The 26315-nt window shown below is 69.1% G+C and carries 25 protein-coding genes; 11 read left to right on the forward strand and 14 right to left on the reverse strand.

Going from position 1 to position 26315, the window contains the following annotated elements; genetic code table 11:
- Positions 1-72 precede the first annotated feature (72 nt).
- From pepQ to J2X20_RS13550, 3 genes are all read right to left on the reverse strand, one after another.
- Positions 73-1389: a Xaa-Pro dipeptidase gene (gene pepQ, locus J2X20_RS13540; RefSeq protein ID WP_310265559.1), complete on the reverse strand. Its 1317-nt coding sequence runs from the start codon at positions 1387-1389 to the stop codon at positions 73-75.
- Between the two features lie 10 nt (positions 1390-1399).
- A complete protein-coding gene (locus J2X20_RS13545; RefSeq protein WP_310265562.1) occupies positions 1400-1624 on the reverse strand; it encodes a DUF1161 domain-containing protein in 225 nt (74 codons plus the stop codon).
- A gap of 71 nt (positions 1625-1695) precedes the next feature.
- The gene (locus tag J2X20_RS13550; protein ID WP_310265564.1) at positions 1696-2265 is read right to left on the reverse strand and encodes a 5-formyltetrahydrofolate cyclo-ligase; all 570 of its coding nucleotides are present in this window, start codon (positions 2263-2265) and stop codon (positions 1696-1698) included.
- 101 nt (positions 2266-2366) lie between these two features.
- Here J2X20_RS13550 and J2X20_RS13555 point away from each other — a divergent pair, with 101 nt between their 5' ends.
- On the forward strand, positions 2367-3494 hold the full coding sequence (locus J2X20_RS13555; RefSeq protein ID WP_310265567.1) for a sterol desaturase family protein: 1128 nt from the start codon (positions 2367-2369) through the stop codon (positions 3492-3494).
- Positions 3494-3928 (forward strand): TfoX/Sxy family protein, encoded by a 435-nt coding sequence (locus J2X20_RS13560; RefSeq protein WP_310265570.1) that lies wholly within the window; start codon positions 3494-3496, stop codon positions 3926-3928. Before J2X20_RS13555 ends, J2X20_RS13560 begins: the two co-directional genes overlap by 1 nt.
- Here J2X20_RS13560 and J2X20_RS13565 read toward each other — a convergent pair.
- Positions 3863-4174 carry a DUF2917 domain-containing protein gene (locus J2X20_RS13565; protein WP_310265572.1) on the reverse strand — a complete coding sequence of 104 codons (312 nt, stop codon included), beginning with the start codon at positions 4172-4174 and terminating at the stop codon, positions 3863-3865. The two genes, J2X20_RS13560 and J2X20_RS13565, sit on opposite strands and share 66 nt — an antisense overlap.
- A 409-nt stretch (positions 4175-4583) precedes the next feature.
- On the opposite strand from J2X20_RS13565, the gene J2X20_RS13570 reads away from it, so the two are divergent.
- The 3 genes from J2X20_RS13570 to J2X20_RS13580 all read left to right on the forward strand — a co-directional run bounded on the left by J2X20_RS13570 (position 4584) and on the right by J2X20_RS13580 (position 6545).
- Complete coding sequence (locus J2X20_RS13570; protein WP_409034163.1) at positions 4584-5471, forward strand: LysR substrate-binding domain-containing protein; 888 nt, start codon at positions 4584-4586, stop codon at positions 5469-5471.
- A 2-nt stretch (positions 5472-5473) separates the two neighbouring features.
- On the forward strand, positions 5474-5893 hold the full coding sequence (locus tag J2X20_RS13575; RefSeq protein WP_310265576.1) for a response regulator transcription factor: 420 nt from the start codon (positions 5474-5476) through the stop codon (positions 5891-5893).
- Positions 5894-5999: 106 nt separating this feature from the next.
- Positions 6000-6545 carry a DUF4199 domain-containing protein gene (locus J2X20_RS13580; RefSeq protein ID WP_310265578.1) on the forward strand — a complete coding sequence of 182 codons (546 nt, stop codon included), beginning with the start codon at positions 6000-6002 and terminating at the stop codon, positions 6543-6545.
- Positions 6546-6671: 126 nt separating this feature from the next.
- Here J2X20_RS13580 and J2X20_RS13585 read toward each other — a convergent pair whose 3' ends face one another.
- Together J2X20_RS13585 and J2X20_RS13590 are read right to left on the reverse strand one after the other, a co-directional pair.
- Positions 6672-8327: a cation:proton antiporter gene (locus tag J2X20_RS13585; RefSeq protein ID WP_310265580.1), complete on the reverse strand. Its 1656-nt coding sequence runs from the start codon at positions 8325-8327 to the stop codon at positions 6672-6674.
- A 7-nt stretch (positions 8328-8334) separates the two neighbouring features.
- On the reverse strand, positions 8335-8877 hold the full coding sequence (locus J2X20_RS13590) for a 5-formyltetrahydrofolate cyclo-ligase (RefSeq protein WP_310265582.1): 543 nt from the start codon (positions 8875-8877) through the stop codon (positions 8335-8337).
- 123 nt (positions 8878-9000) lie between these two features.
- Between J2X20_RS13590 and J2X20_RS13595 the strand changes: the two genes are divergently transcribed.
- Positions 9001-10638, forward strand: a complete 1638-nt coding sequence (locus J2X20_RS13595) for an esterase/lipase family protein (protein ID WP_310265583.1) — start codon at positions 9001-9003, stop codon at positions 10636-10638.
- Position 10639: 1 nt separating this feature from the next.
- Here the strand turns inward: J2X20_RS13595 and J2X20_RS13600 are convergent, their stop codons facing one another.
- Positions 10640-11215, reverse strand: a complete 576-nt coding sequence (locus tag J2X20_RS13600; RefSeq protein WP_310265585.1) for a DUF4114 domain-containing protein — start codon at positions 11213-11215, stop codon at positions 10640-10642.
- Positions 11216-11415: 200 nt separating this feature from the next.
- On the opposite strand from J2X20_RS13600, the gene J2X20_RS13605 reads away from it, so the two are divergent.
- Positions 11416-13431: a lytic transglycosylase domain-containing protein gene (locus J2X20_RS13605; protein ID WP_310267831.1), complete on the forward strand. Its 2016-nt coding sequence runs from the start codon at positions 11416-11418 to the stop codon at positions 13429-13431.
- Complete coding sequence (locus tag J2X20_RS13610; protein WP_310265587.1) at positions 13428-14381, forward strand: complex I NDUFA9 subunit family protein; 954 nt, start codon at positions 13428-13430, stop codon at positions 14379-14381. The genes J2X20_RS13605 and J2X20_RS13610 overlap by 4 nt, the downstream gene beginning before the upstream one ends.
- Before the next feature lie 29 nt (positions 14382-14410).
- On the opposite strand, the gene J2X20_RS13615 is transcribed toward J2X20_RS13610, so the two are convergent.
- Positions 14411-15043, reverse strand: coding sequence for a PEP-CTERM sorting domain-containing protein (locus tag J2X20_RS13615; RefSeq protein WP_310265589.1), 633 nt, complete (start codon positions 15041-15043; stop codon positions 14411-14413).
- A 172-nt stretch (positions 15044-15215) separates the two neighbouring features.
- On the opposite strand from J2X20_RS13615, the gene J2X20_RS13620 reads away from it, so the two are divergent.
- Both J2X20_RS13620 and J2X20_RS13625 read left to right on the forward strand, forming a co-directional pair.
- Positions 15216-15896: a glutathione S-transferase gene (locus J2X20_RS13620; protein WP_310265592.1), complete on the forward strand. Its 681-nt coding sequence runs from the start codon at positions 15216-15218 to the stop codon at positions 15894-15896.
- A 2-nt stretch (positions 15897-15898) separates the two neighbouring features.
- On the forward strand, positions 15899-16207 hold the full coding sequence (locus J2X20_RS13625; protein ID WP_310265594.1) for a DUF1272 domain-containing protein: 309 nt from the start codon (positions 15899-15901) through the stop codon (positions 16205-16207).
- 632 nt (positions 16208-16839) lie between these two features.
- On the opposite strand, the gene J2X20_RS13630 is transcribed toward J2X20_RS13625, so the two are convergent.
- From J2X20_RS13630 to J2X20_RS13655, 6 genes are all read right to left on the reverse strand, one after another.
- Positions 16840-17940, reverse strand: coding sequence for an S-(hydroxymethyl)glutathione dehydrogenase/class III alcohol dehydrogenase (locus J2X20_RS13630; protein ID WP_310267834.1), 1101 nt, complete (start codon positions 17938-17940; stop codon positions 16840-16842).
- A 2-nt stretch (positions 17941-17942) separates the two neighbouring features.
- Positions 17943-20057 carry an FUSC family protein gene (locus tag J2X20_RS13635; protein WP_310265597.1) on the reverse strand — a complete coding sequence of 705 codons (2115 nt, stop codon included), beginning with the start codon at positions 20055-20057 and terminating at the stop codon, positions 17943-17945.
- Positions 20054-22462 carry a tetratricopeptide repeat protein gene (locus J2X20_RS13640; RefSeq protein ID WP_310265601.1) on the reverse strand — a complete coding sequence of 803 codons (2409 nt, stop codon included), beginning with the start codon at positions 22460-22462 and terminating at the stop codon, positions 20054-20056. Before J2X20_RS13640 ends, J2X20_RS13635 begins: the two co-directional genes overlap by 4 nt.
- A 103-nt stretch (positions 22463-22565) precedes the next feature.
- Positions 22566-23273, reverse strand: coding sequence for a hypothetical protein (locus J2X20_RS13645; RefSeq protein WP_310265604.1), 708 nt, complete (start codon positions 23271-23273; stop codon positions 22566-22568).
- Between the two features lie 281 nt (positions 23274-23554).
- On the reverse strand, positions 23555-24517 hold the full coding sequence (locus J2X20_RS13650; protein WP_310265606.1) for a Bug family tripartite tricarboxylate transporter substrate binding protein: 963 nt from the start codon (positions 24515-24517) through the stop codon (positions 23555-23557).
- The gene (locus tag J2X20_RS13655) at positions 24514-25038 is read right to left on the reverse strand and encodes a MarR family winged helix-turn-helix transcriptional regulator (RefSeq protein WP_310265608.1); all 525 of its coding nucleotides are present in this window, start codon (positions 25036-25038) and stop codon (positions 24514-24516) included. Before J2X20_RS13655 ends, J2X20_RS13650 begins: the two co-directional genes overlap by 4 nt.
- Positions 25039-25093: 55 nt before the next feature.
- Here J2X20_RS13655 and J2X20_RS13660 point away from each other — a divergent pair, with 55 nt between their 5' ends.
- Positions 25094-26314, forward strand: a complete 1221-nt coding sequence (locus J2X20_RS13660) for a flavin-dependent oxidoreductase (RefSeq protein ID WP_310265610.1) — start codon at positions 25094-25096, stop codon at positions 26312-26314.
- The last annotated feature ends 1 nt before the right edge of the window (position 26315 follow it).

Here is a 26315-nt window from a genome sequence, read left to right on the forward strand (position 1 = left end):
CGGGCCTAGCGACGGGCCGCTCCCTAGCCGGCCCGCGTCCAGCGTGGCAAGACCGGACGAGGGGCAAACACATCACATTGCCGCGAACGCGTCCCGCGTCAGGTTCTCGGGCGCCTCGCCAGCACCTCGGCAGGCCACGTCGTCCTCGATGCGGATGCCGCCATAGCGCGCCAGCCTATCCACGGCATCCCAATCCACCTGGGCGGCCTGGGGTGAGGCGCGCAACTGGCGCAGCAGCGTCGGGATGAAGTAGAGGCCGGGCTCGATGGTGACCACCATGCCGGCCTGCAGCGGTCGGGTCAGGCGCAGATAGCGGTGGCCCTCGGGCTTGTCGGCCACGCCGCCGGTCTCGCTGGCCATGAAGCCGCCGACGTCATGCACCTGCAGACCCAGCAGATGGCCGACGCCATGCGGGAAGAAGGGCTTGGTGACGCCCTCTTCCACCATGGCCTCATCGCTCATGTTGACGATGCCGGCGTTGCGCAGCACGCGGGCGATGCGGCGATGGGTGCTCAAGTGGATGTCGCGGTAGTCCACGCCTTCGCGCACCTCGTCGACCAGGCCGAGCTGCTCGGCCTCCAGGGCCGCGACCAGGGCCGCGAACTCGTCATGGCCGGGTGCCACCCAGGTGCGGGTGATGTCGCTGGCATAGCCGTTGACCTGGGCACCGGCGTCGATCAGGAAACTGCGCGACTCGGCCGGCGGACTCTCGTCCTGGTACTGGTAGTGCAGCACCGCGGCATGCTCGTTGAGACCGACGATGTTCGTATAAGGCAGGTCTCGGTCGGTGTGGCCGGTGGCGACCAGATAGGCGCGGTGGATGCCCGCCTCGCTCTCGCCGCGCAGGAAGGCGGCACGCGCGGCGTTGTGGCCCGGCACGGCGCGGCGCTGGGCGGCGCGCATCTGCTCCAGCTCATAAGGGCTCTTGGCGCCACGGGCCCAGTGCAGCAGGTTGAGCAGGGCTTCGGGGTTGTTGGGCTGCAGGCCCGCCAGGGCCGCATCGGCCTCGCCGACGATGGCGGTGCGCGGCGTGACGAGATCGGCCAGGGCCTGGGCCGCTTCCTCGGGCTCGCGGATGACGATGAGCTCGACGGCATCCACCCATTCGCCGCTCGGCGCGCTGGGCGGCACATGCCAGTAGTCGTCGGGCTGGTAGTAGACGACGCGCGGCTTCTTGCCCGGCCGCACGGCCAGCCAGGAATGCGGGTGATTCGTCAGCGGCAGCCAGTGCTTGAAGTGCGGATTGCCCTGGAAGAGATAGGGCCGGTCGTCGAGGAAGGCGTATTTCTCGATGCCCGACGCAATCAGCAGCATGTCGAAACCGGTGCGCTCGAGCGCGCTCTCGGCGTGGCGCTGCAGGGCGGCGAGATGGTCGAGGTAGAGGCTCATCGCCGCGTTCTCACTTGCGCACGTAGGTCAGCTTCTTGGCGCCGCCATCGCAACTGCCGATGACCTTGGCGTCGCCGACCTTGTCGTTCTCGACCGCGGCGATCTCGTAGCCCTTGACCCCCTTGGCATCGAGCTTGGCAGCGATCTCGGTCTTGAGTTCATCGCAGGGCTTGGCGGCGGCGTGGGCAGCAGCTGAGGCGGCGCACAGGACAAGGGTCAGCAGAAGTCTGGACATGATGGGTCTCCCTGTGGATTGGTGGCGGCGATTGTGTGACAGCACGTCACGTCACGACACGACCCGGGCGCTCACCCCTCGCGATCCCACACCACCCCCTCCTCCGTCAGCATCGCATCCAGCGCCACATCCAGCGCGCTCGGTTTCAGCAGCGGCAAGAAGCCATGCGCATACCCAATGCCCACGGCTGCCGGCCGCGGCTTGGTCTCGGCAAGGGTCTTGTCCATGAAGCCGCCGCCATAGCCCAGGCGCAGGCCGCAGGGCCCGAAGCCCAGGCAGGGCACCAGCATCAGCTGGGGCTGGAACTCCTCAGTGCCCTTGGGCTTGGGGATATGGAAGGCGTCTTCCTCCATCGGACAGCCGGGGTACCAGACGTGAAAGCGCAGCGTGCGGTGCTCCTTGTCGACCACCGGCAAACCGATGCGCCGCTCGGGATGGTCCTCAGCCCATCGGTAGAGGGCCGGCAAGGGATCGAACTCGCCCTTGATGGGCCAATAGGCGCCGATGGTGGTTTCCTTGCGCCTGAGCAGCCATACCCGCAACACCTCCTGCAGGTCGGCAGCGAGCGCGAGGCGGTCGGGCAGGGCCAGGCGTTGTTCGATCAGCTTGTGCCGGATGGCGGCGCGGTCGTTGGCGTCCAAGGGTGAAGATTCCTGCCATGCCTGGGAATCTGGCCATTGTGGGCCAAGGCCCGGCGTCACTAAAGTCGCGCCACGCAATCGTCATGCAGGGAGAACAGCGGATGCTGGACAAGCTCAACCAACTCAGCGAATCGAGCGGGGCCCTCAGGCCCGGCCGCGGCATGGTCAGCGGCGTCATCGCGCTGGGGCTGGCCATCCTGTGCTTTCTCGGCGTGCTGGCCTTCCACTTCCCCGAATACCTGACCACGCCGCAGCTGCGCAAGTCCTATGACGTCGACGTCATGCGCCGCCTGCTGTACTGGAGCCTGGTGTTGTCGGGCGGCCTGGCCCTGTTCAACATCGTCTTCAGCCGCCAGCGCTGGCTGGCCCTGAGCACCTTCATCCTGCTGGGCATGACGCTGGCCCTGGGCGGGCACAAGGTCGAGGTCGACCCCAACTTCCCCGACAACACGCCCTATATCGGCCTGGACTGGTTCATCCTCGACCTGCTGGGCTCGACGCTGATCTTCGTCTTCATCGAGAAGCTGTTCGCGCTGCGCCGCGACCAGCCGGTGTTCCGTCCCGAGTGGCAGACCGATTTCCAGCACTTCATCGTCAACCACCTGGCGGTGGGCTTCGTGCTGCTGGCCACCAATCTGCTGGTGCATAAATTCTTCGGCTGGGCGGCCAAGGACGGCATCCAGGGCTGGGTGCAGGGCCTGCCCTTCCCGGTGGCCCTCTTCCTCATCATCCTGGTGGCCGACCTGGTGCAGTACTGGACGCACCGGGCCTATCACGAGGTGCCCATGCTGTGGCGGCTGCATGCGGTGCACCACAGCGTGAAGAGCATGGACTGGCTGGCCGGCTCGCGCCAGCACATCCTGGAACTCATCATCACGCGCACCCTGGTGCTGGCACCCATCTTCGTGCTGGGCTTCAGCAAGGAGGTCATCGACGCCTACATCGTCGTCGTCGGCTTCCAGGCCGTGTTCAACCACGCCAATGTCAGCGTGCGCCTGGGGCCGCTGCGCTACGTCATCGTGACGCCCAACTTCCACCACTGGCACCACTCCCAGGACCAGGAGGCGCTGGACAAGAACTACGCGGCTCACTTCGCCTTCCTCGACCACCTGTTCGGCACCGCGGTGCAGTCGGAACGCAAATGGCCGGAGCGCTACGGCGTGCTGGGTGACTATGTGCCGGATGGCTTCCTGCGCCAGCTGCACTTCCCATTCACCTGGAAAGGCTGATGGACGCCTTCACCGAGCTCTGCATCGAGCTGCTGTCGCCGCTGGGCCCCGTGCGCGTACGGCGCATGTTCGGCGGCCAGGGCTTCTATGTCGATGGCCTGTTCATGGCGCTGATCGATCATGGCCAGTTCTTCCTGAAGACCGACGACACGACGCGCGAACGCTTCATCGCCGCCGGCTGCGTGCCCTTCAGCTTCGAGACCAAGGATGGCGAACGCGTCATGACGGGCTATTACCGAGCGCCGGAGGAGGCGCTGGAATCGCCGCCGCTGATGCTGCCTTGGGCCCGCCTCGGCTTAGAGGCTGCCCTGCGCGCGGCGAACGCCAAGGTCAAGAAGGCGCCGGCCAAGCGACCGGCGGCCTCGAAATCAGCGGCTCAGAAGTCCGCCGCCAAAAAACCGGCGGCCAAGAAGACCGCGGCTGGCCGCGGTTGAAGTCGGCGGCACCAGCAGTTCGAAGTCAGCGGCCGGCCAGCCTTCCAGCACTGCGGTCTGGCCCGGGGCCAGGGCCACGGCTTCGCCGGCTTCGAGCCACTGATCTTCAGCCGGCTCGTCGGCGGTGCCGGACAGGGTCAGCCAGACGCGGCCGCGGGCCACCGCCAGGCGACGGGCCTCAGCAGCTCCAGCCAGGGTCAGGGCCCGGCCACCGTCCAAATGCCATGTAGATTGCGCATCACTCATGATGACTCTCCTGGGTTGATGTCAGGGATTCTGCTTAGATTGCCCAAGACGGTCCAATGACTCCGCAGCGCGGATTGATACCATTCACGCATGAATCAAAGGGAGCTGCCGGCACGACATAAGCCGGCGCGTTGCCACTCGAAAGTCCGCGGAAGGCCTTGAGGCCAAGATGGGTTGCTACGCTGCAGACCAGCCACTGCCGCGCGGACTTCCGAGTGACAACCCTTCGGGAGAAGGCCTGCGCGGGCGCATGGCGTTGTTGCAGGCCTTGGCCGGGCAACCAGCCCGACCAAGGCCTGCTGTCTAGCCCTGCGCCCGCGCAGCCCCTCTCGCACCGACTTCTGCCATGCCGACAGCCCCCATACGCCAAAGACCTTTGTCAATAGGCCCCCTACGCGCTTTCGAGGCGGTGGCCCGGTTGCTGTCCTTCCGCGCCGCGGCCGAGGAGCTGAGCCTGACCCAGTCGGCCATCAGCCGCCAGATCCAGTCGCTGGAAGAAGAGATCGGCTGCACCCTCTTCCTGCGCGGCACGCGCAAGGTGGAGCTGTCCAGCGACGGCGCCCAGTTGCTGCCCACCGCCGTGGCCGTGCTCTCCAAGCTGGACCAGACCGTGCGCCAGATCCGCCGCACCCGCGGCCGGCGCGTCGTCAACGTCAGCACCTTCGCCTCCTTCGCGTCGCTGTGGCTGATACCGCGCATGGAGGCCTTCCAGCGCGCGCACGAGGACATCGACATCCGCGTCTCGGCCTATGACCGCAAGGTGGACCTGGAGGATGGCGAGACCGACCTGGCGCTGCGCTATGACGACCGCCCCTCGGTGCCAGCCGATGCCATCCAGCTCTTCGAGGAGATGCTGTCGCCCGCCGTCAGCCCCTGGTATCTGCAGAACCCGCCGGCGCCGCTGAAAAAACCGGCCGACCTGGCGCAGCACGCCCTGGCCGAGGAGGACGACGCCCGACCCAGCGCCGAGTTCCTGAGCTGGCGGCGCTGGCTGATCGAACAGGGCGAACCCGAGCTGCAGCCGCGGCGCTGGCTGTATCTGAACTTCACCTACCAGCAGGTGCAGGCCGCCCTGACCGGCCAGGGCGTGGCCCTGGCCCGCCTGCCTCTGGTGCATGAGCATGTGCAGCGCGGCGAGCTGGTGGAACCCTTCGGCAAGGGTGGCCGCCTGAGCTGCCCCTTCAGCTACTGGATGATCCTCGGACCCAATGCCGCACGCCGGCCCGAGGTGCAGCAGTTCGCCGACTGGGTGCGCGAGCAGGCGGCCCTCACCCGAGACGCATTGGTGGGCGTCTAGCCATGTGGAAGCGCGCCGTCGTCTATGGCCTGGCCCTGGCGGCGGGAACGGCGCTGCTGCAGTGGCTGGACTATCGCCAGCTCGCCCGCGCCCAGTCCGAAACCGTCCACGTCGCGCTGATCGCCCTGATCTTCCTGGCCCTGGGCGCCTGGGCCGGCGTCAAGCTGCTCGGCCACCGCGCACCGCCGGCGCCGCCCTTCGACGGCAACCCGCAGGCGCAGGCAACGCTGGGCATCAGCCCGCGCGAGCGCGAAGTGCTGGAGTTGCTGGCGGCGGGTCTCTCCAACAAGGAGATTGCCGACAAACTGCATATGTCGCCGCACACGGTCAAGACGCATGTGGCCAGGCTGTTCGAGAAGCTCGACGCGCGGCGCCGCACCGAGGCCATCCTGAAGGCGCGGGAGCTGGGTTTGTTGCGCTAGGCCCCCGCAATAGAGGTGAATCCGGCGAAATCACCCATTTGTCCGATGGCTTCAACGGCCCGAACATCGTTCCATGGCGGCTCTTCCCACCCGCCATGAGGTTGCCATGCTGAAAAAGATCCTGTCCTTCGGTCTCGCCGCCGGTCTGCTGGCCGGGGTGCCGCTGTTCGCCCTGCTGATCCTGAACCGGGGCGCGCCGCCCGAGCACGGCATGGTCATCGGCTACACGCTGATGCTGATCGCGCTCAGCCTGGTCTTCGTCGCCGTCAAGCGGCGCCGCGACGACGAACTCGGCGGCGTCATCCGCTTCTGGCCGGCCTTCCTGCTCGGCCTGGCCATCAGCGGGGTGGCCAGCCTCGTCTACGCCGCCGCCTGGGAGGTCACGCTGGCCGTCACCAAGATGGACTTCGGCACCGAGTGGGCCAAGATGTATCTGGCCCAGAGCAGGGCCAAGGGCCTGCCCGAGGCCGAACTGGCCAAGCTCGCGGCCGAGATGGACGAGTTCAAGCGCAACTACGCCAACCCGCTGTACCGCTTCCCGATGACGATGTGCGAGATCCTGCCGGTCGGCCTGCTGGTGTCGCTGGCGGCGGCGGCCCTGTTGCGCAATCCGCGGTTCATGCCAGCCCCTCGCCCAGGCTCGCCCCGCTGAATGCGGGCGAGTCTGATCGGTCCCCCGAGGGGACGAGGCCGGCAGCGGCATTGAGCCGCAGGCGACCTCAGGCGGGCCGGCTAGGGGCGGCCCGGCGCTCGGCCCGGAATACCACTGGCTCCAGTTCTAAGCAGCCACCACCCTCGCCAGCGCCTGAGCCAAGGCCTGCTGCGCGCGCAGCACCTCGTTGACGCCGGCCTCCTTCAGCCACTGTGCCTCTTCCCCGGTGTGGGCCACGACGGCGCAGCGCAGCTCCGGGTTGAGCTGCCGCGCCGTGGCCAGCATGGCCGGCACGACGCGCACATCGCTCACGGCCACCACCAGCCAGGCCGCCTGGGCGATATGGGCCTGTACCAGGGTCATGGCCTCGGTCGCCTCGCCCAGCACGGCCGCGTGGCCCGCTGCGCGCAGCTTCTCGACGACCTCGCGGTCGCGGTCGATGACGACCAGGGGCCGGCTGCCCAGTTCGTCATGCAGGGCCGTGCCCAACGAGCCGTGGCCGACGAGCACGACCTGACCGGCCAGCGCGCTCTGCGGCGTGTCGGCCGGCAGCTCGGCCAGCGGGTCGTCGCGCGCTTCCAGCTTGCGCGCCCAGGCCGAGCGCTTCAGCACCCAGCTGCGCAGCGGCTCCACGCCCGCGAACAGCAGCGGGTTCAGCGCGATGGAGACGATGGCGCCAGCGACGACCAGGCTGGTCGCCTCGGCCGGCACCAGACCCAGGCTCTGGCCCAGGCCGAGCAGGATGAAGCTGAACTCGCCGATCTGCGCCAGGCTCACCGCCACCGTCAGCGCGGTCGACAGCGGATAGCGCAGCAGCAGCACCAGGGCGCCGGCAGCGAAGGTCTTGCCGACCAGGATGACGGCCACCGTGGCCAGCACGGCCAGGGGTTGATCGATGAGGATGCGCGGGTCGAACAGCATGCCGACCGCGACGAAGAACAGCACGGCGAAGGCGTCGCGCAGCGGCAGGCTCTCGTGCGCCGCGCGCTCGCTGAAGGCCGACTCGCGCAGCACCAGGCCGGCAAAGAAGGCGCCCAGGGCCACGCTGACGCCGAACAGCGCCGCCGCGCCCACCGCCAGTCCCACGGCCGCGGCCACGGTGGCCAAGGTGAACAGCTCGCGCGAGCCAGTTCGGTTGACCTGCCACAGCAGCCACGGCAGCAGGCGCCGCCCGACGATGAGCATGACGGCGATGAAGGCCGCGACGGCGAGCAGCGTCTTGCCAATCGTCAGCCACAAGGCGCTGCCGCCTTCGCCGGGGCCGCTCAGCACCGGCATCAGCACCAGGGCCAGCACCATGGCCAGGTCCTCGACGACCAGCCAGCCGACCGCGATGCGGCCATTGCCCGAATGCAGCAGCTCGCGTGACTCCAGCGCACGCAGCAGCACCACCGTGCTGGCCACCGACAGGGCCAGACCGAAGATCAGCGACGCCGCCAGATCCCAGCCCCACCACCAGTGCGCCAGGCCCGCACCCATGGCCGTCGCCGCGGCCATCTGCACCAGGGCGCCCGGCAGGGCGATGCCTTTCACCGACACCAGGTCGTGCACCGAGAAGTGCAGGCCGACGCCGAACATCAGCAGCATGACGCCGACCTCGGACAGCTGCTGGGCCAGATGCACGTCACCGACAAAGCCCGGCGTGTGCGGCCCGATCAGCACGCCGGCCAGCAGATAGCCCACCAGGGCCGGCAGCCGCGCCCATTGCGCCAGCAGTCCCAGCACCAGGGCCAGGCCAAAGGCCGCGGCCAACGTCGAGATCAGGGTCATGCCGTCATGCATCAGCCAACTACTCCGGTGCGATGAGCTCGCGCTCGGTGAGGATCAAAGTGAGAGCACGGTCATGCGCCTCGACGGGGAAATGGGTCTCGGCGCCCGACCAGGCCAGGCCTACGGTCGTCACGCCAGGGTGCAGGGCCAGCCAGCGGTCGAAATAGCCGCCGCCATAGCCGAGCCGAAAGCCCTCGCGCGTGAAGCCCACGCAGGGCACCAGCACGACATCGGGCACGGCGACCGCGCCGCTGGACGTCGCGATGCCGCATTCGTCCTGAGCCGTCGTCGCACCGCCATCCCAGCGCCGAAACACCATCTCGGCCGGATCACGCCGTGCAAATGGCAGCGCACGGGCATAGGGCAAGGCACCGGGATCGAACTCGCCGGCCAGCGGCCAGTAGACGCCCAACAGTTCGGGCTCCAGCTGATCCAGCAGTTCGCGCAGCGCCGCCCCGAGGGCGGCCTGGGCGGTCTGGAAGGCCGGGCCGGCCGCGAACTGGCGGCGCGCGGCCAGCAGTTCGCGGCGCAGGCTGGGACGATCGGGAGGGGCGGCACTCATCAGCCTATTAAAACCCAGGCCCCCTTGCCGCTCCTCAGCCCTGAGGATGCGCGGCAGGCACAGGATGGCCACGGAGCCCCGCCGGGACTATGGTCGCCGTCGTCTTCACCCCGCGAAGCCGCCATGTCCACGCCCCACGCCCCCTACCACCCCATCATCTATGTGCGCGGCTACGCGATGTCGCGCGGCGAGATCGACGAGACCACAGCCGACCCCTTCTGCGGCTTCAACCTCGGCTCGACCATGTACCGCGCCGTGCCGAACAAGACCGACAGGCCGCGCAAATACGTCTTCGAGTCGCCCGTCGTGCGGCTGGCTTCGGAGTACGGCTACCAGGATGTCTACGAGGACGGCTATGACATCGTCGACCCCGAGTGGGAGGCCGACTCCCTGGGCAAGCCGACCGACAACAAGCTCGGCAGCCGCTGCATCGTCATCTACCGCTATTACGACGCCGCCTCCTCCTATCTCGGCAACAGCAAGACGCCGGAGATCGAGGACTTTGCCAAGGGCCTGTCCAAGCTGGTGGCCCGCGTGCGCGACCTGGTCTGCAAGAACCCGGAGAACAAGATCAAGCCGGCTGACTTCCGCTGTTATCTCGTCGCCCACTCCATGGGTGGCCTGGTGTGCCGCGCCTTCTTGCAGAACGCAGCACTGGACACCGAGAAGGTCGTCCAGCACGTCGACAAGTTCTTCACCTACGCGACACCACACAACGGCATCGACGTGCTGGGCCAGAACATCCCGTCCTGGCTGAGCGTCAACGACATCTCCAACTTCGACCGCGACAAGCGCATGCCGGCCTATCTCGACCTCGCGGCCGCGGCCAAGAAGCACAAGCGCGTCGACCTCATCCCCGAGGCCCGCTTCCCATCGCGGCGCGTGTTCACGCTGGTGGGCACCAACCGGCTGGACTACGAAGCTGCGGCCGGCATGTCGCGCAGCTTCGTCGGCCATGGCAGCGACGGCCTGGTCAAGATCGAGAACGCGACGCTGTGCGGCCTGGATGCCAAGGGCAATATCACCGACCAGTGCGCCAAGGCCTTCGTCTACCGCGCCCACTCGGGCTATTTCGGCATCGTCAACAGCGAGGAGGGCTACCAGAACCTGGCCCGCTTCCTGTTCGGCGACGTGCGCGTGGACCTGTGGCTGGAGATCGACGACATCCGCCTGCCCGACAAGGTGCAGGGGGAGGCCGACGCCGGCCGCGCCGTCAATGCCCTCTACCAAATCGAAGTGGTGGCCTCGCCGCGCGGCAAGCTCTGGTATCTGACGCGGCGCACGACGGAGGAAGACTCCGTCGCCTGCGTGGCGCATGCCAACTGGAAGAAGGATTCAAGCCTTTACCTCAGCAGCGTCTTCCTCGCCAACCGCGCCAAGGTCAACCCGCGCCGCAAGTCGCTCGCCTACGGCATGACGCTGGGCGTGCGCGTGCCCGACTACGAGATCGAGAAGCGGCTCTGGCTCAACGAGCACTTCGAGGGCGGTTATCTGTACCGCAACGCGCTGATCCTGGAGATGGTGCCGCCGGCCAACGAAGGCGATGCCTGGAAGGTCAAGTACGCCTGGCAGGACGCCGGTGTCTCCATGGCCGACACCGAGATCGCGGCCAAGCAGCTGACCTCGGGTCGCATCGAGGTCAGCGTGCCCTTCGACAGCAGCGCCGTCGCCACCAACGGCAAGATGAAGCCCACCAACCCGGGCATCCGCGGGCGGCTGCGCTTCGAGATCGAGGGCTGGAACCCGGACGCAGCGGACTAGGTCAGCGCGCGCGGCGGCGCCAGGCCGACAAGCCCGCCGCGCCGGCCAGCAGCAGGGCCCAGCTCCCCGGCTCGGGCACGGCCTGGATCTGGTAGACGAAGCTGTGGTCGCGGTAGTTGAAGTCGCCACCGCTGGGCAGATCCTCGAAGGCCAGGTTGGTGCCTGCCGGCACCTGGGCGTCGCCGGCAAAGGGCGCCGCCCAGACATGGTTGACGCCGTCGCTGTTCAGGCTGACGTCGCTGTAATAGCGCGCCGCGCCGCTGTTGGCATCGATGAAGAACACCAGGCTGTCGCCGGCCGTCACCTTGCCGAGCACGAAGGTCTGGCCATAGGCGCTGGCGTGGTTGTCCAGGCCCGGCGCGCCATCCACGCCGTTGATGCGCACGCCGATGAGATTGGTGAAGCCGCCCGCCTCGCCGGTGTAATAGGCCACCAGGTTGCCACTGGCGCCCGCCGTGAAACTGCTGGCCGGGGCCTGGGTGCCGGGCGTCGGGTAGACGGCAGGGTTGGCCTGGGCCGCCAGACTCAGCAGCGTGGCCGAGGCTCCCATCAACAGGCGTCGTGCGGCGTTCTTCATCAACGGTCTCCTGGTCGACTGGCGCGCAAGATTACGAAAGAGATAGCGCTATCTCCAGCCCCTAACTCGTGGGCAAGGCGCGGGCCTGCGTAAAGCGCGAAGCCACGGGTTTCCCTGGGTTAAATTCAGACACCAGGCGCGGCGCTCGGCCAGCTGGCCGGAGTGCTCGCCAAGTGAAGCAGTCGCGGGGCGTGAAGCGCATGAGTCAGATGGGTGGTCGAGTCTTTCAAAACATCAGCCGCGGGGCGCTGACCCTGCTGCTGTCGGTCGCGCTGAGCGCCGACGCCGCACCACCCCAGCCGCCCGCCGATGCCGACCTTGCCGTGCAGGCCCGCGATGCCTGGGTCAAGCGCGACCGCAAGCGCCTGGCCAGCTACGCCGACGCCGCCCGCGCCCAGGGCCATCCGCTGGCCGGCTGGGTCGAGTATTTCGACCTCAATGCGCGGCTCAGCGAGGTGCGCCAGCCCGAGATGGACGCCTTCTACGCCCGCTACCCCGGCAGCTATGTCGAGGACAGGCTGCGCAACGACTGGCTGCTGGAGCTGGGCCACCGCCGCGACTGGAGCAATTTCCGGCGCGACCATGCGAGCTACCAGATGCGCGACGACCGCGAGGTGGCCTGCTATGTGATGCTGGCCGACCATGCCGCCGGCACCAAGGTCGACGTCGAGGCGGCGCGCAACGCTTGGATGGCCCAGAAGGACGGCGACGAAGGCTGCCAGCAGCTCGCCAGCGCCCTGGTGGATGCCGGCCTGTTCAAGCCCGACACCCTGTGGGCCAAGGCCCGCCTGGCCACCGAGCAGAGCCGCCCGCGCGCCGCCCGCCAGGCCGTGGCCCTGCTCGCAGCCAAGCCGCTGGACCAGAAACTCGCCGAACTGCAAGACAACGCCGGCCGCTATCTGACCCGCCAGGCCCGCACCTCGCCCCGCCCCGAAGCCGAATTGACTGCCCTGGCCCTGGCCCGCGTCGCGGCCAACGACCCCGACCAGGCCGCGGGCCTGCTGCGCGACAAATGGAGCAAGCTGCCGCCCGAGCTGCAGGCCTGGCTGTGGGTGCAGATCGGCCGTCAGTCGGCGCTGCGCCTGCAGGACGCCGCCCTGGCCGCGTTCGAGCGCGCTGACAAGCTGGCGCCCGACCTGGCCTGGAGCGATGACGCCGCCGCCTGGGCCGCCCGCGCCGCCCTGCGCGCCCGGCAACCCGCGCTGGCCCTGCGCGCCATCGAGCGCCTCAGCGCCAACGAGCAGCGCGACCCGGCCTGGGCCTACTGGAAGGCCCGCGCGACGCGGCTGCAGGGCGATGCCCACGGCGCCCGCGTGCAGCTCACGACGCTGTCGTCGACGCCGCTGAACTACTTTGGCCGCCTGGCGGCCGAGGACCTCGGCCTGCCCACCCCGCTGCCACCGGCGCCTTCACCGCTGACGGCCGAGGAGAGGCGTGCGGCGCAACAGCATGCCGGCCTCATGCGCGCGCTGCGCCTCATCGACCTGGGCCTGCGCAGCGAAGGCGTGCGCGAATGGAATTTCTCGCTGCGCGGCATGAACGACCGCGCCCTGCTGGCCGCCGCGCAGGAGGCCTGTGACCGCGAGGTCTGGGACCGCTGCATCAACACCAGCGAGCGCACCAAGACCGAGATCGACATCGCCCAGCGCTACCCCACGCCGCATCGCGCCGAACTGCTGCGCGAGGCCCAGGCCAGCGGCATCGACCCGGCCTATGTCTATGGCCTGATCCGACAGGAATCGCGCTTCGTGCTGGATGCGCGCTCGCACGTGGGCGCGGCCGGGCTGATGCAGGTCATGCCGGCCACGGCCAAGTGGACGGCCAAGAAGGCCGGCATCAACTACAGCGCCGAGCGCATGCACGACCGCGACTTCAATCTGCGCATCGGCACCCAATACCTCAAGCTGGTGCTGGACCGCTTCGAAGGCGCCCAGGCCCTGGCCGCCGCGGCCTACAACGCCGGCCCGGGGCGGCCCGCGCGCTGGCGCGATGGCCCCGTCATCGACGCGGCCATCTGGGCCGAGAACATCCCCTTCAACGAGACTCGCGACTATGTGCGCAAGGTGCTGCTCGGTGGTGCCGTCTACGCCCAGGTGATGGGCCTGCCCACCACCTCGCTGCGCGAACGCCTGGGCCGCAGCGTCGGCCCGGCCGGTGCCGCCGCCGCGGATGTCAGCGATGTGCCGCCAGCGGCGGTGGGGGATGGCAAATCATGAGCTCGTCGATCCTGGTGCTGGGGGGCAGCGGCTTTGTCGGCCGCGCGCTGTGCGAGCAACTGCTGAGGCGCCTGGGCGCCGACGTGCGCATCACCGTGCCGACGCGCCGCCTGCCCCATGCCCAGGTTGTGCAGAGCCTGCCCGGCGTCACCGTCATCCAGGCCGATGTCTTCAAGGACTTGTCCTCCCTGTTGCCAGGCCATGACGCCGTCGTCAATCTCGTCGCCATCCTGCAGGGCAGCGCGGCGGCCTTCGAGCATGTGCATGTGGAACTGCCCAAGCGCGTCGCCCATGCCATGAGCCCTGCGGGTGTCAGGCGCCTTGTGCACGTCAGCGCCCTCGGCGTGGCCGAGCACGCGCCGTCGCGCTATCTGCGCAGCAAGGCCGCCGGCGAGGCGGCGCTGCAGGTCGCAGCCCAGACCCATCCGCTGGAGCTGACCCTGGTGCGCCCGTCCCTGGTCTTTGGCGACGGCGACAAGAGCGTCAACCTGTTCGCGCGGCTGCAGGGCCTGTTCCCGCTGATGCCCCTGGGTGGCGCCGATGCGCGCCTGCAACCCGTCTGGGTGCAGGATCTGGCGCGCGCCATCGTCGAGACGCTGCGCCGCCGCGAGGCCATCGGCCAGACCTACGAGATCGCCGGGCCGCGCGAGCTGACGCTGGCCGAGCTGGTGCGCCTGGCCGGCCGCATCGCCGGCCACGAACGCCCCCTCCTGCCACTGCCCCATGCGCTGGCCACGCTGCAGGCCCTGTTCATGGAATGCCTGCCCGGCGAGCCCCTGCTGTCGCGCGACAACCTCGCCTCGCTCAGCGTGCCCAACGTGGCCAGCGGCCAGCTGCCGGGGCTGGCGGAACTGGGCATCCAGGCCAGCTCGCTGGAGGCGGTGCTGCCGACCTATCTGGCGTCCGCGGGCGGCGTCGCGCGGCTGGATGCCTGGCGCGCCCGGCGCTGATCCTCAGGGCCGGACCGCCGCCATGGCACTCAGGCCCCGCGGCTGCGGCGCGCCCTCAGCATGCCGCCCAGGGCCAGTGCCACCAGCCCGAGGCTCGCTGGCTCCGGGACCGCAAAGCCCGTCAGCCGCACCTCGGACACCGCGTAATAGCCATCGCCACTGCGAGCACTGATGCGCACGGCCGTGGCTTCCGTGGCGAGCAGGCCGCCGGAGCGCTCGAACATGCCCGCGGAGCAGCAGCCCGGCGCGTAGGCCCAGTCGAACCAGTTGCCGCCGGCGTCGCGCAGCGCCAGCCAGTATTCATCGTTGTTGTCGCCCTGGATCGAAGCGAAGTCCACCTTGTACAGGCCGCCGAACTCGATCGTGATCGTGTTGCTGGCCGAGAGGGGATCATGCGCGTCCCACCACAGGGTGCCGGCTTGCCAGAAGGTGCCGCTGGGCAGGTAGACACCGTCGTTGACCGTGCTCAAGGCGGCAGCGGGACAGACGGCTTCGGCGCACCACGGAAAGGCCTGGCCTTGCGCGCTCAACTGTCCGAAGACACCGGTGGACGTGATGGCCTTGCCGGTCGTCAGATCGACCGGGCCGGCAAGCGCCGGGTGGACGGACATCAGCAGCGTGGAAGCCAGCGCGAGGCTGGCAAGGGGTTTGGCAGCGGGCATGGGACCTCCGTGGTTGGGCGGAAATCTACGCCGCGGCGAACCCGGCCGCATCCCGGGAACAAGGGTCCGGGTGCCTACCAATGGATGAACCGGGCGCATCAATCCCTTGCCCACAGCTCATCCCGCGCGCGCCGACCGGCGCCTAAGCTTCGGCGTCCTATCGAAAGCCCTCATGAAGCTCTATATCGGCAACAAGAACTACTCGTCCTGGTCCATGCGCAGCGGCGTGCTGCTGGCGGCCTTCGGCATTCCGTTTGAAGAGGTCAAGCTGCGTTTCGACTTCAGCGCAGGTTCGGAGTGGAATCGCGTCATTGCCAGCGTCACGCCGGTCAAGCGCGTGCCCGTCATCGTCGAGGACGATGGCTTCACCGTCTGGGACACCCTGGCCATCGCCGAATACATCGCCGACCGCCACCCCGAACACGCCATCTGGCCGCGCGAGGCCAAGGCCCGTGCCCGCGCGCGCAGCCTGTGCGCCGAGATGCATGCTGGCTTCACGCGGCTGCGCACCGTCTGCCCGATGAATATCGAGGTCTTCTTCCCCGATGTGGGCGCCAAGCTCTGGGCCGAGGACGAGGCCCTGCGCGCCGACGTGGCGCGGCTGGACGCGGCCTGGAGCGATGCGCTGAAGACCAGCGGCGGACCCTTCCTGTTCGGCGCCTTCAGCGCGGCAGACGCCTATTTCGCGCCGGTGGCCGTGCGGCTGAGCCGCTTCGGCCTGCCCGTGTCGGAAGCCGCCGCAGCCTACCGCGATGCACTGCTGGCCCATCCGGCCGTGGAGGACTGGATTGCCGACTCGATGCGCGAGCAGGACTTCATCGTCGAGGACGAGCCTTACCGCAAGAGCCGCTGACCATGTTGGAGTTGCGTCCCAGTTGTGAACACTGCAATGTCGCCCTGCCGCCGGAATCGACGGCGGCGCGCATCTGCAGCTTCGAGTGCACGTTTTGTGCGGGCTGCGCTGAGGGGCTGCTGGGCAATGTCTGCCCGAATTGCGGCGGCGGGTTTGTGCCGAGGCCGGTGAGGCCAGTGCGAAACTGGAAAGGCGGGAACTATCTCGGGGACTATCCGGCGAGGACGGTGCCGAAGCTGAGGCCGGTGGACCTGGAGGCGCATGCGGCGTTGGTCGCTGCGCTGGGTGGCTTGGCGCCGGAGGAGCGTTAGCGTTAGGACGCTTTGCGACGAACGCTACTGATCGATGCATTGCCGGGAGTCCGTCCCGGCGGCCGGGTAACTTTCTTCTGCGGGGCCAGAAGAAAGTCACCAAAGAAGAGGCCCTGAACCGCACACGAGCGCGATGTCGCCGTGAGCGGCGCGCGAAAACGACCAACGGCGTTGTGGGGAGAAGCGACCCGCTTCGCTCTCGCGTCTGACTTGTCACGAGCATCACAAATCGCACCGCCTGCCCGTCCGACGCGCGGCTGCACGCCGTGCTCACGATAAGAGCAAACCAATGCGGCGTCGCTCGGGCGACGCGACGAGCATCACCGTTCGGTGCGTCGCCCCAGCGACGCGGTATTCCCTGATGAGCCCGGCGTGCAGCCGGCGTTAACAGGCGTGAAGGGGCGATGGATGGTGCTCGGCATAGGGACAGCAGCGAGAGCGCAGCGGGTCGCGTGTGGGCGCCGTCCAATTCCGAGCATCGCGAGCGCGTCATCCCGCTCGAGTGCGGATTGCATTAGCGCTCCTCTTTTGGTGACTTTTCTCTGGCGCGTCAGAGAAAAGTTACCCGCCATCGCGGGGCGGATTCCCGCGGCACTGCACACGAGTCATGAAGGGCCCAGGCAAAGGCTTCCTCAGAACTCCACCACCGAGCGGATGCTCTCCCCGCGCCGCATCAACTCAAACCCCTCGTTGATCCTCTCCAGCGGCAGCTTGTGCGTGATCAGCTCGTCGATGCGCACCTTGCCGTCCATATACCAATCCACGATCTTCGGCACATCCGTGCGCCCCCTCGCACCACCAAACGCCGACCCTTCCCACTTCCGCCCCGTCACCAGCTGAAACGGCCTTGTCGCGATCTCAGCGCCGGCGGGCGCCACGCCGATGATGATGCTGCGCCCCCAGCCCTTGTGGGTGCACTCCAGGGCCTGACGCATCAGCTGCACATTGCCGACGCATTCGAAGGAATAGTCCGCACCGCCGTCGGTCAGCTGCACGAGGTGGTCGACGAGATTCGGCACGTCCTTCGGGTTCACGAAGTCCGTCATGCCGAACTGCCGCGCCATCGCCTCGCGCGCCGGGTTGATGTCCACGCCGATGATCTTGTTGGCGCCCACCATCTTGGCCCCCTGGATGACGTTCAGGCCGATGCCGCCGAGGCCGAAGACGACGACGTTGGCGCCGGCCTCCACCTTGGCCGTGAACAGCACGGCACCGACACCGGTCGTCACGCCGCAGCCGATGTAGCAGACCTTGTCGAAAGGCGCGTCGGGCCGGATCTTGGCCAGCGCGATGCCGGGCACGACGATATGGTTGGAGAAGGTGCTGGTGCCCATGTAGTGGAAGATGGGCTCGCCGTTCAGCGAGAAGCGCGACGTGCCGTTGGGCATCAGGCCCTTGCCTTGGGTAGCGCGAATCGCCTGGCAGAGATTGGTCTTACGGCTCAGGCAGAACTTGCACTCGCGGCATTCCGGCGTGTAGAGCGGGATGACATGGTCGCCCGCCTTCAGCCAGGGCACCTTGCTCTCCAGCACGACACCCGCGCCCTCGTGGCCCAGCACGGCGGGGAAGAGGCCTTCGGGATCGGCGCCCGACAGCGTGAAGTCATCGGTATGGCAGATGCCGGTGGCCTTGACCTCCACCAGCACTTCGCCGTCCTTCGGCCCTTCCAGATCCAGGGTCTCGATGGTCAGCGGCTGGCCGGCCTTCCAGGCAACGGCGGCTCGGGTCTGGATGCTCATGAGGCTTCTCCTAGTTGATTCAGGGCGGCGACGAGTTCGCGGGATTCATGGCGGCACAGGCGCAAGCGCCTCAGCAGCCAGGGTGTCAGGTCCTGCTGACCCAGATGTTCGGGCCAGGCGCCGGCATCGCCGTCGGGAATCTCGGCCGGGTCGGTGCCCGTGGCCGGTTCGCCTTTGAGGATGTCCACGCAGGCCTTGCGCGCCAGCGGCAGTGCGGTCTCGGCCTTGGCGGCGTCCAGGCGCTCGGTGCGTCTCTGCACCTGGTGCTGCACGGCGCCCAGCAGGGCCATCAGTCGATAGCCATGGCTCAGGGCCGACTCGATCTCGGCCTCGGGCAGGCGCACGCTCTCGGGTTCCACGCGGGTGCGCTGGGCTGCCGCGGCCAGCGCGGCCAACGCGGTGTAAGCCTGCTGGCGCGACAGGCGCTGGGCCAGCTGCGCGTCGGCACTCGGGCGCCACTGCAGCATATTGCCGGCATGCCGGGCCAGCGCGCCGCGCAGTTGCGCGCCCAGGCGCGGCACGACGGCGCGCTCCCAGGAGGGCAGCACGAAGCTGAACAGCCAGGCCAGGCCAGCGCCGATGAAGGTGTCGGCCAGGCGCTCGCCGATGAAGGGCTGACTGCCCGGCGCCAGCATCAGCGGCTGCAGCAGAGCCATCAGCGTGGCGGCCGTCGCGGCGACGCGGTAGCGGCGGTTCACATAGGCATGGGCCGTGCCCACCGCCGCGATGAAGCACAGGCTCAACAGCGGCGTCCAGTGCACATGGGCCAGCAGCAGCACCAGCAGGCAGCCCTGCACGGTGCCGATGATGCGTTCGTTGCGGCGCGACAGCGTCTGCTCGAGGTTGCCGCGCAGCACGACGGCGACGCTGAGCATCAGCCAGAAGGGATGGGCCGCCCAGGGCAGCATGGCCCCCAGCCAATAGGCGAAGGACAGCGCCAGGGCCGAGCGCAGCGCATGGCGCATGACGCCGGACTGCAAGCTCAGATGCGGCTTGAGCGCCGCCAGCGGCCAGCCCTCGGGCGACACGAAAGGCGCCAGTCTCTCGGGCGTCCAGGGGCTTTCAGGATCGTCAGCAGCGGCCTGGCGGGCCACCATGGCGCTGACGTCGTCCAGCATATGGCGCAGGCGGGACTGCAAGGCCGACACCAGATGGCCGCGCGAATCGCCGGCCGGCGCGCTGACATCGGCCAGGCGCGTGGCCAGTTGCTGGGCCCAGGCCTCGGCCGACACCTCGGGCAGTGGCGCGCCATAGGCCACGCTGTTGGCCAGGGCCGCCAGCACATCGGCCAGATGGCGCAGCGCATCGGCCAGCGCGGCCCGCCACTGGCGGCCGGGGAAGTCCTGGCCCAGCAGCTCGGTGTCGAGGCGGCTGGCCAGCAGCAGGTCGCGCAGCTCGATGAGGCCGAGCACGAGATCGGTCTGGCGGCGGCTGCGCGGCGAGCGGCGCGCGGCGAAGACCTGGTCGCGCGCGGCCTGCAGGGCATCGGCCAGCACGACGTCGTCGGCGATGGAGGCGCGGATGCGGGCCTCGGCCCCGCCCACCGCGCCGGCAATGCGCTCGGCACGCGAGCGCAGCCGCTTCTCGGTCGCGCGCAAAGCGGTGGCCAGGGCCAGCTCGCGCAGGCGGTGGCGCAGCACGACGGCACTGGTGCGCGCCCAGCCCGCATAGACGCAACCGCCCAGGCCCACCCACAGTGCATGCTCCAGCGGCGAGGTGGCGCCGGCGGTGCGGTCCCAGGCCATGGCAAACACCATGGCCAGCACGGGCGCGAAGGACAGCGGCCCGGCGCGCAGGCCCCAGGCCAGGGCCATCAGCGACAGGAAGGTGACGACGGCAATGAGGAGCACCGTCAGCGCCAGGGAATGGTCGGTCAGCCCCACCAGCAGCGTCACGACCGCGGCCGCCGCGGCGGCCGGCAGCACCCGGGGCAGCACGCGCTGCGGCGGGTTGGGTACATCGGTCAGGCTGGCGCAGACAGCCCCGCCGACGGCCGCAAGGCCGGCCGTCTCGCCGAACAGCGCGCCGACGACGACATGCGTGGCCGCGACGCCGAGCGCCACGCTGAGCCCGTTGAGGTGGGCGGCTTCGAGGCGCTTGAGGAACTTCACTTGATCAGCAGCTCCATGACGCGACGCTCGCTGGCCGGCAGCTCGTGCACCGAGAACCAGCCTGACTTCTCGGGCCGGTAGACATATTGCGGCGGCGCCTGGGTGGCCATGCGCTGCTTGAGCGGCGCGAGCGCGGCCTGGGCGGCATCGCCCTGCCCCAGGGCCTGCAGCGCCGCGGCCTGCACGATGACGGCCAGGTCGCTCCACGGGCCGAGCTTGAGGGCCTGGCCAGCATCGCGGCTCGCCGCCGCAGCGTCGCCGTCGACCAGGGCCAGCCAGCCCTTCAGCGCCAGCGTGTCGGGGTCGGCCGGGTCGAGGATCAGGGTCTCCTTGATCTGGGCCCGGGCCGCCTCGGTGCGGCCGGCGCGCAGCAGATCCAGCGCATAGTCGCGGCGCAACGGTACGAGGCCGGTGCGCAGGCGCAGCACGGCCTCATATTGCTTGAAGGCCTCGTCCCATTGGCCGCCCAGGGCCAGCGTGGCGGCGCGGCCCCACAAGGCCTCGGGCTGGTCGCCCTGGTAGGCCAGCACGGCCTGGTAGGCGGCCTGGGCCTGCGCCACATCGCCCAGGCGGCGGTGGTAGTCGGCCAGCGCGAGGTCGACGCGGAAACGGTCCTCGCCCTTGAGCACATCGACATCGCGCGCCAGGCCGGGCAGCACCTCGGTGGCCAGCGGGCGGCCGCCATGCCAGAGGGCGTCGGCCACGCCGGTGCGCAGCGCGCCGCTGCGCGGATGGGCGGCCAGGGCGCGCGTGGCCAGCTCGGCGACGGCGACACCGTCGCCCTCGATGGCCAGTGCATTGAGTTGGGCCGTCAGCGCGCGCTCGTCGGTCGGCGCGAGCTTGAGTGCGCGGGCAAACAACGGCCTGGCCTCAGCCAGCTGCCCGTCCTCCAGCTTCTGGCTGCCGGCATTGACCAGGGCCACCGGCAGGCTGGCGCGCGTGTCGCGCTGGGCATAGAAGCGCTGGATGGCGGCGCGCAGGGCCGGGTCCAGTTCGATGAGGCGCTCGCGCACGATCTCGCGGCCGTCATAGGCGTCGCGGCGCGGCGAGGCTTCGGCATTGGCCCCTTCGGCGAAGTATTCCCACACCGAGCCGCCGGCATAGCGCGACAGGAAGCCGTTGCGGGTCTTCGCATCACGCGCCTTGGCCTGCTGGTACAGCGCCTCGATGCCGCGCGCCTGGTCGGCCGTCAGCACGCCGTGGACCTGGTGGGTCAGCTCGTGCAGCACGGTGTTGTAGCGGTCGAAGATGCTGCGCTCGACGTCCTCGATGCCGGTGACCGTGAAGTGGCCGCCCATGCCGCGCACATCGTCCCAGAGGCGCGAGTCGTAGTCGATGCGGGCATCCTTCAGCGCATGGGCCTGAGGCGTCTCGGACAGGCGCATCCACATCGGCTTGATGAAGTGAGTGGCGCCGCCCTCCACCAACACCGGGATGAAAGCCTTCCACGGCGCGACCGACAGGGCCACGCGCTTCTGGTGGCGCGGTGACAGCGCCTTCCAGTTCAGCACATAGCGTTCAATGCCGGGCACGACGGGCATGGGCAGGGCGGCAAAGCGGCGCTCGTAGTCGGCGCGGTGCACGTCGATCGCAAAGCGCTGCGACTCCAGCGCCTTGGCGGTGATGGCGTGGGCACGGCCCAGCTGAGGGCAGCGCTGCAGCACGGCAAGGCTGAGGGAGAGCGCCGTGTCGAAGTCGCCCTTCTCGAAGGCATCGGAAGCGCGCCTCACATCGGCCATCAACGGCGCAAAGCCATCGCCCAGGCGTGCCGCGAGCTGGCTGTAGTTCTCGCGCGCATAGCCGTTGCCGAGCAGGTAGTGGGCGGCTTCGTGATGGCGGTTCAGCGCGACCGCGGCTTCGGCCGCGGCAATCGCGTCCTCGGTGCGGCCCAGGCGGATCAGCGTGTCGGCGAGTGCTGCCAGGCCGTCGGCCGTGCGCTCGGCGGCAACGCCTGCTTCGAGCTTGTGCAGCGAGGCGTCGAACTCGCGCAGCTGGTAGTGGCGCTGGCCCAGGCCGCGCAGGGCCTGCGCCTTGTCGACGGGCCGCGTCGCCCGCGCCAGGGCTTTCTCGAAGCACTGCCTGGCGCGCTCGAAGTCACGCCGGTCCAGCGCGAGGCGGCCGGCGGCCAGCAGGTCGATGACGTCGGCCTTGTCGTCCGCCAATGCACCGCGCGTTCGGCGATCGATGGCCGCGCCATCGTCGCGGGCGAATAGCCATTGGTAGATGACGGCGCGCTCGGCGGCGGCCGGCTGCCTGGCGCGCAGCAGCGCATCGACGTCGGCACGCACGGAGGCGTATTGCTGCTCGGTCAGCAGGGTCTGCAGCCGCGCGGTGTCAGTCGCCGCTTGCGCAGCGCTCAGGGTCAGGCAAACGGCCAGGCAAACGGCCAGTGGACGCCAAGGCATTCAGGCAGCTCCGTGAGTGGAGCCGGCATGCTAGGCCCTATTCGCCCCCCTGGCAGTCCAACGCGTTGCCTCACGGCCCACGAGCAAGCAGGAGCAGTCGGCTCTACGGGGAGCAGCTCTTGCCGCGGCGAAGCCCACCACGAAGCAGTCCGAGACCCGCAATGCCGACAAGCGCCAGGCTCGAGGGCTCCGGAAGGTCATTAACCCGGAAGGGCATGGGGTTCTGCAAATTGTCCGCCTCGTGCTGGGGGCCGACCAGGAAGGGCGGGTTCAGGAAGGGCTCAAAGAAAGTGATGACATTGCAGCCCACGGCCTGCGCAGGGGCCGGGCAGGGGCCTAGCGTGTTGATGATCGGCGGAAGGCTGAGGGGCTGGCCGGCGATCTCGCTCATCCAGATCTCGAAGGTGATGGGGCTGACGCCGAAGTCGCCAAAGTCCAGCGGACCCGACTCCGCCATGTAGTCGTAGACCCCCAATCCCCCTGGCGCGATGAACGGGGCAAACGAGACATTCACCGGATTCCGGGGCCTGTCCTTGCCGTCGGGAAGCGTCGGGAAGTCAATCGTCAGCTTGGCCTCGTCCAGGATGAGGAAGTTGGCGGTGTTGTTCTGCACGGTGAACGTGAAGGTCGCTTTCTTGCCCTCCAGGATTGGCGAGTTGGACACCTGCGCCACGATCTGGATGCCGAACGGCGAGTTGGAATCCACCGGGTTGAGCACCGGCAAGACGGGATCCGCTCGAGCTCCCGCAAAGAAGAGCAGTGCCGCCACAAGCGCCAGTTTCCTGGCAAGGAGCAATTGGCCGAGTCTCATGGTTGATCTCCCTTGAGCAGACCCTGTACGCCGGCGTGCAATGCATGCCGCCGATGCGCAATGACGAGTCCGCCAGCGGGCGAAGTTCAGCCTTGCCGATAGCCGACGGGTCGGGCGGCCATCTGCAAAACATATGCGCTGGCCCGGCTCAATCCATCGCTCACTTGCGGGTGGCCTCAGGCCGCAGCCGAGCTTGAAACCTGGGCCGCGGCGGACTAAGGCCTGTCAACACCAGTGCAACGGGCGTTCCCGCAGGGTCGTGGCCGTTGTGTGGACGGGCCTCAATCGTCCGAGCTGAAGCCCGATGCCTTGACGACCGGCCCCCAGTAGTCGCGCTCGGCCGCCAGCCGCTTGGCGTAGTCCGCCGGCGGCAGCGACAAGGGCTCGAAACCCAGCTTGGCCAGGGCGTCGATGACGCTGGGCTCGCGCACCGCATTGCGGGCAATGTCGGCCAGCTTGTCGACCGCGGCCTGAGGCGTCTTGACCGGCACGAAGAGGCCATAGCTCTCGACGCCGACGATGCCCTTGAAGCCTTGCTCCTCGAAGGTCGGCACCTCGGGCGCAAAGCGCGAGCGGGCCTTGTCGGTGACACCCAGCAGGCGCACCCGGCCGCTGGGCAAATGCGGCAGGAAGTCGCCGATGGAGAAGCAGCCCGAGGCGATCTGGCCGCCCATCAGGTCCTGCATGCCGGGCGCAGCGCCCCGGTAGGGGGCATGGGTGAGTTTGAGGCCGGCCGCATGCTCGAACTGGTTGCCCAGGAAATGGGGCATGGCGCCGGCGGCCGGCGAGGCATAGGCGGCCTTGTCGGGGTTGGCCTTGAACCAGTCGGCCAGCTGGGCCAGGGTCTTCACGGTGGCCGGCACCATGGGGCCGACGCCGAAGCCGCAGGTCGACAGGGCCAGCGGCGCGACGGGGATGACGTCGGTCGCCGGGTTGTAGGCCAGCTTGCGGTAGGCATGCGGGTAGATGGTGAACATCGACGAGGGGCTGAGCAGCAGGGTCTGGCCGTCGGGGGCGGCGTCCTTCAGCCCGGCGATGGCGATGCGGCCGCCGGCGCCGACCTTCTGCTCGACCAGCACCGTCTCGCCCAGCTTGCCGCGGCTGAATTCGGCGAAGCGGCGCGCCGTCGTGTCCACCGAGCCACCGGCCGGGAAACCGACCAGGATGCGCGGTGGCTGGCCCTGGGCGCGGGCGGCGAAGGGTGCAGCCGCAAGCGCGGCGAGAAGGTGGCGTCGGTCCATCATGGTTTCTGTCTCCTGGGCTGGTTGTCGGGGGCGGTGCTCTGTGCGGTGGCCACCCAGGCCAGGCGCTCCAGCCCGGCTTTGAGTGCGGCGCCGGAGTCGCCCAGGGCGGCGAGCAGGGCGCGGTCATGTGCGGCGACGGCGGCCTCGAGCTTGACGAGGCGGCGCTTGCCGTTCGGCGTCAGGTAGAGACCCCAGGCCCGGGCGTCGTCGGGCGCGTCGCGGCGCTCCGCCCAGCCCTGGGCGGTCAACCAGTCGGTCAGCCGCAGGGCGCCGCTGCGGTGCAGGCCCATGGCCTGGCCCAGCAGGCCCTGGCGCAGGCCCGGGTTGCGCGCGATCAGCACCAGGGCGGCAAAGCGCTGCGGGCTGACGTCCCAATCGGCCGTGGCCCGATAGAAGTCGAGATAAAGCGCGTTCTGCGCGCGGCGCAGCGCATAGCCCAGCAGGCCGTCCAGCGGGCCGTAGTCCACGCCGGGCACGGGCAGCATCAGGCCTTCGGGATCGGGGCTGTCGATCTTGCTCACCAATCCAGGGTAGTTTTAGTTGCAGTATGCAACCATCTCGCTTACCCTGAATGGCATGAAGATCCTCATCGCAGGCGGCGGCATCGGCGGCTTGACGGCGGCCCTCGCGCTGAAGGCTCGCGGCCACGACGTCACGGTGCTGGAGTCGGTTCGCGAACCCAGGCCCCTGGGTGTGGGCATCAACCTGCTGCCCCATGCGGTGGGCGTGCTCGACGAGCTGGGTCTGCTGCCGGCACTGCGCGAGATGGCCGTCGAGACCTCGGCCCTGGTCTTTGCCAACCGGCATGGCCAGGCCATCCATCGCGACCCGCGCGGCCTGGCCGGTGGCTACAGCCATCCGCAGTTCAGCATCCACCGCGGCGAATTGCAGATGCGGCTCTGGCGCGAGGCCTCGGCTCGGGTCACGGTGCTGAGTGGCCAGCGCGTCGTCGGCGTGCGCGACGGCAACATCGCCCTGATCGAGACGGCCGACGGCCCGCGCGAGCTGGCCGCAGACCTCATCGTCGGCGCCGACGGCATCCACTCGGCCCTGCGCAGGCGCCTGGCGCCGGACGAGGGCCCGCCCTGCTGGCGCGGCGTCATGATGTGGCGCGGCACGTCCTGGGCGCCGCCCTTCCTCGATGGCCGCACCATGGTGCAGGCCGGCTACAGCCAGGCCAAGTTCGTCGTCTATCCGATTGGCGCGCCGCGGGCCGATGGGCTGCAGCTCATCAACTGGATTGCCGACCGCCGCGTACACGAACCCACGCCCGGCCTGACCGCCCCCGACCGCGCCGACTGGAGCCGCACCGGCAAGCTCGACGACCTGCTGCCCACCTTCGGCAGCTGGCATTTCGACTGGCTGGACGTGCCCGGCCTCATCACCCGCGCCGAGCAGATGCTGGAATGGCCCATGGTGGACCGCGACCCGCTGCCGCGCTGGCGCCTCGGCCCGTCGACGCTGCTGGGCGATGCGGCCCACCCCATGTATCCCATTGGCAGCAACGGCGCGACCCAGGCCATCATGGACGCCCGGGCCCTGGCCGAGGCCCTAACGAACCACGCCGACCTCGAAACGGCCCTGGCCGCCTACGAGGACGAGCGCCGGCCGCTGTGCGCCCGCATCGTCGAGATGAATCGCCGCGAGGGGCTGGACGCCATCCTGGACCGCGTCGAGGCGCTGGCGCCGGACGGCTTTGCAAGGCTGGAGGACGTCATCGACCCCGCCGAGGTCGCCGCCGAGATCAACAGCTACAAGGCCGCCGCGGGACACCGGCTGCAGGCCGCCCGCGGCTGAG

The organism is Roseateles saccharophilus, from assembly GCF_031458095.1.
Taxonomy (GTDB): domain Bacteria; phylum Pseudomonadota; class Gammaproteobacteria; order Burkholderiales; family Burkholderiaceae_C; genus Pelomonas; species Pelomonas saccharophila_A.

What these genes read in the sequence shown, in the direction of transcription:
- pepQ (WP_310265559.1), bottom strand. Translation starts at nt 1,389, where the DNA reads ATGAGCCTCTACCTCGACCATCTCGCCGCCCTGCAGCGCCACGCCGAG.
- J2X20_RS13545 (WP_310265562.1), bottom strand. Translation starts at nt 1,624, where the DNA reads ATGTCCAGACTTCTGCTGACCCTTGTCCTGTGCGCCGCCTCAGCTGCT.
- J2X20_RS13555 (WP_310265567.1), top strand. Translation starts at nt 2,367, where the DNA reads ATGCTGGACAAGCTCAACCAACTCAGCGAATCGAGCGGGGCCCTCAGG.
- J2X20_RS13560 (WP_310265570.1), top strand. Translation starts at nt 3,494, where the DNA reads ATGGACGCCTTCACCGAGCTCTGCATCGAGCTGCTGTCGCCGCTGGGC.
- J2X20_RS13565 (WP_310265572.1), bottom strand. Translation starts at nt 4,174, where the DNA reads ATGAGTGATGCGCAATCTACATGGCATTTGGACGGTGGCCGGGCCCTG.
- J2X20_RS13575 (WP_310265576.1), top strand. Translation starts at nt 5,474, where the DNA reads ATGTGGAAGCGCGCCGTCGTCTATGGCCTGGCCCTGGCGGCGGGAACG.
- J2X20_RS13580 (WP_310265578.1), top strand. Translation starts at nt 6,000, where the DNA reads ATGCTGAAAAAGATCCTGTCCTTCGGTCTCGCCGCCGGTCTGCTGGCC.
- J2X20_RS13585 (WP_310265580.1), bottom strand. Translation starts at nt 8,327, where the DNA reads ATGCATGACGGCATGACCCTGATCTCGACGTTGGCCGCGGCCTTTGGC.
- J2X20_RS13590 (WP_310265582.1), bottom strand. Translation starts at nt 8,877, where the DNA reads ATGAGTGCCGCCCCTCCCGATCGTCCCAGCCTGCGCCGCGAACTGCTG.
- J2X20_RS13595 (WP_310265583.1), top strand. Translation starts at nt 9,001, where the DNA reads ATGTCCACGCCCCACGCCCCCTACCACCCCATCATCTATGTGCGCGGC.
- J2X20_RS13600 (WP_310265585.1), bottom strand. Translation starts at nt 11,215, where the DNA reads ATGAAGAACGCCGCACGACGCCTGTTGATGGGAGCCTCGGCCACGCTG.
- J2X20_RS13605 (WP_310267831.1), top strand. Translation starts at nt 11,416, where the DNA reads ATGAGTCAGATGGGTGGTCGAGTCTTTCAAAACATCAGCCGCGGGGCG.
- J2X20_RS13610 (WP_310265587.1), top strand. Translation starts at nt 13,428, where the DNA reads ATGAGCTCGTCGATCCTGGTGCTGGGGGGCAGCGGCTTTGTCGGCCGC.
- J2X20_RS13615 (WP_310265589.1), bottom strand. Translation starts at nt 15,043, where the DNA reads ATGCCCGCTGCCAAACCCCTTGCCAGCCTCGCGCTGGCTTCCACGCTG.
- J2X20_RS13620 (WP_310265592.1), top strand. Translation starts at nt 15,216, where the DNA reads ATGAAGCTCTATATCGGCAACAAGAACTACTCGTCCTGGTCCATGCGC.
- J2X20_RS13625 (WP_310265594.1), top strand. Translation starts at nt 15,899, where the DNA reads ATGTTGGAGTTGCGTCCCAGTTGTGAACACTGCAATGTCGCCCTGCCG.
- J2X20_RS13640 (WP_310265601.1), bottom strand. Translation starts at nt 22,462, where the DNA reads ATGCCTTGGCGTCCACTGGCCGTTTGCCTGGCCGTTTGCCTGACCCTG.
- J2X20_RS13645 (WP_310265604.1), bottom strand. Translation starts at nt 23,273, where the DNA reads ATGAGACTCGGCCAATTGCTCCTTGCCAGGAAACTGGCGCTTGTGGCG.
- J2X20_RS13650 (WP_310265606.1), bottom strand. Translation starts at nt 24,517, where the DNA reads ATGATGGACCGACGCCACCTTCTCGCCGCGCTTGCGGCTGCACCCTTC.
- J2X20_RS13660 (WP_310265610.1), top strand. Translation starts at nt 25,094, where the DNA reads ATGAAGATCCTCATCGCAGGCGGCGGCATCGGCGGCTTGACGGCGGCC.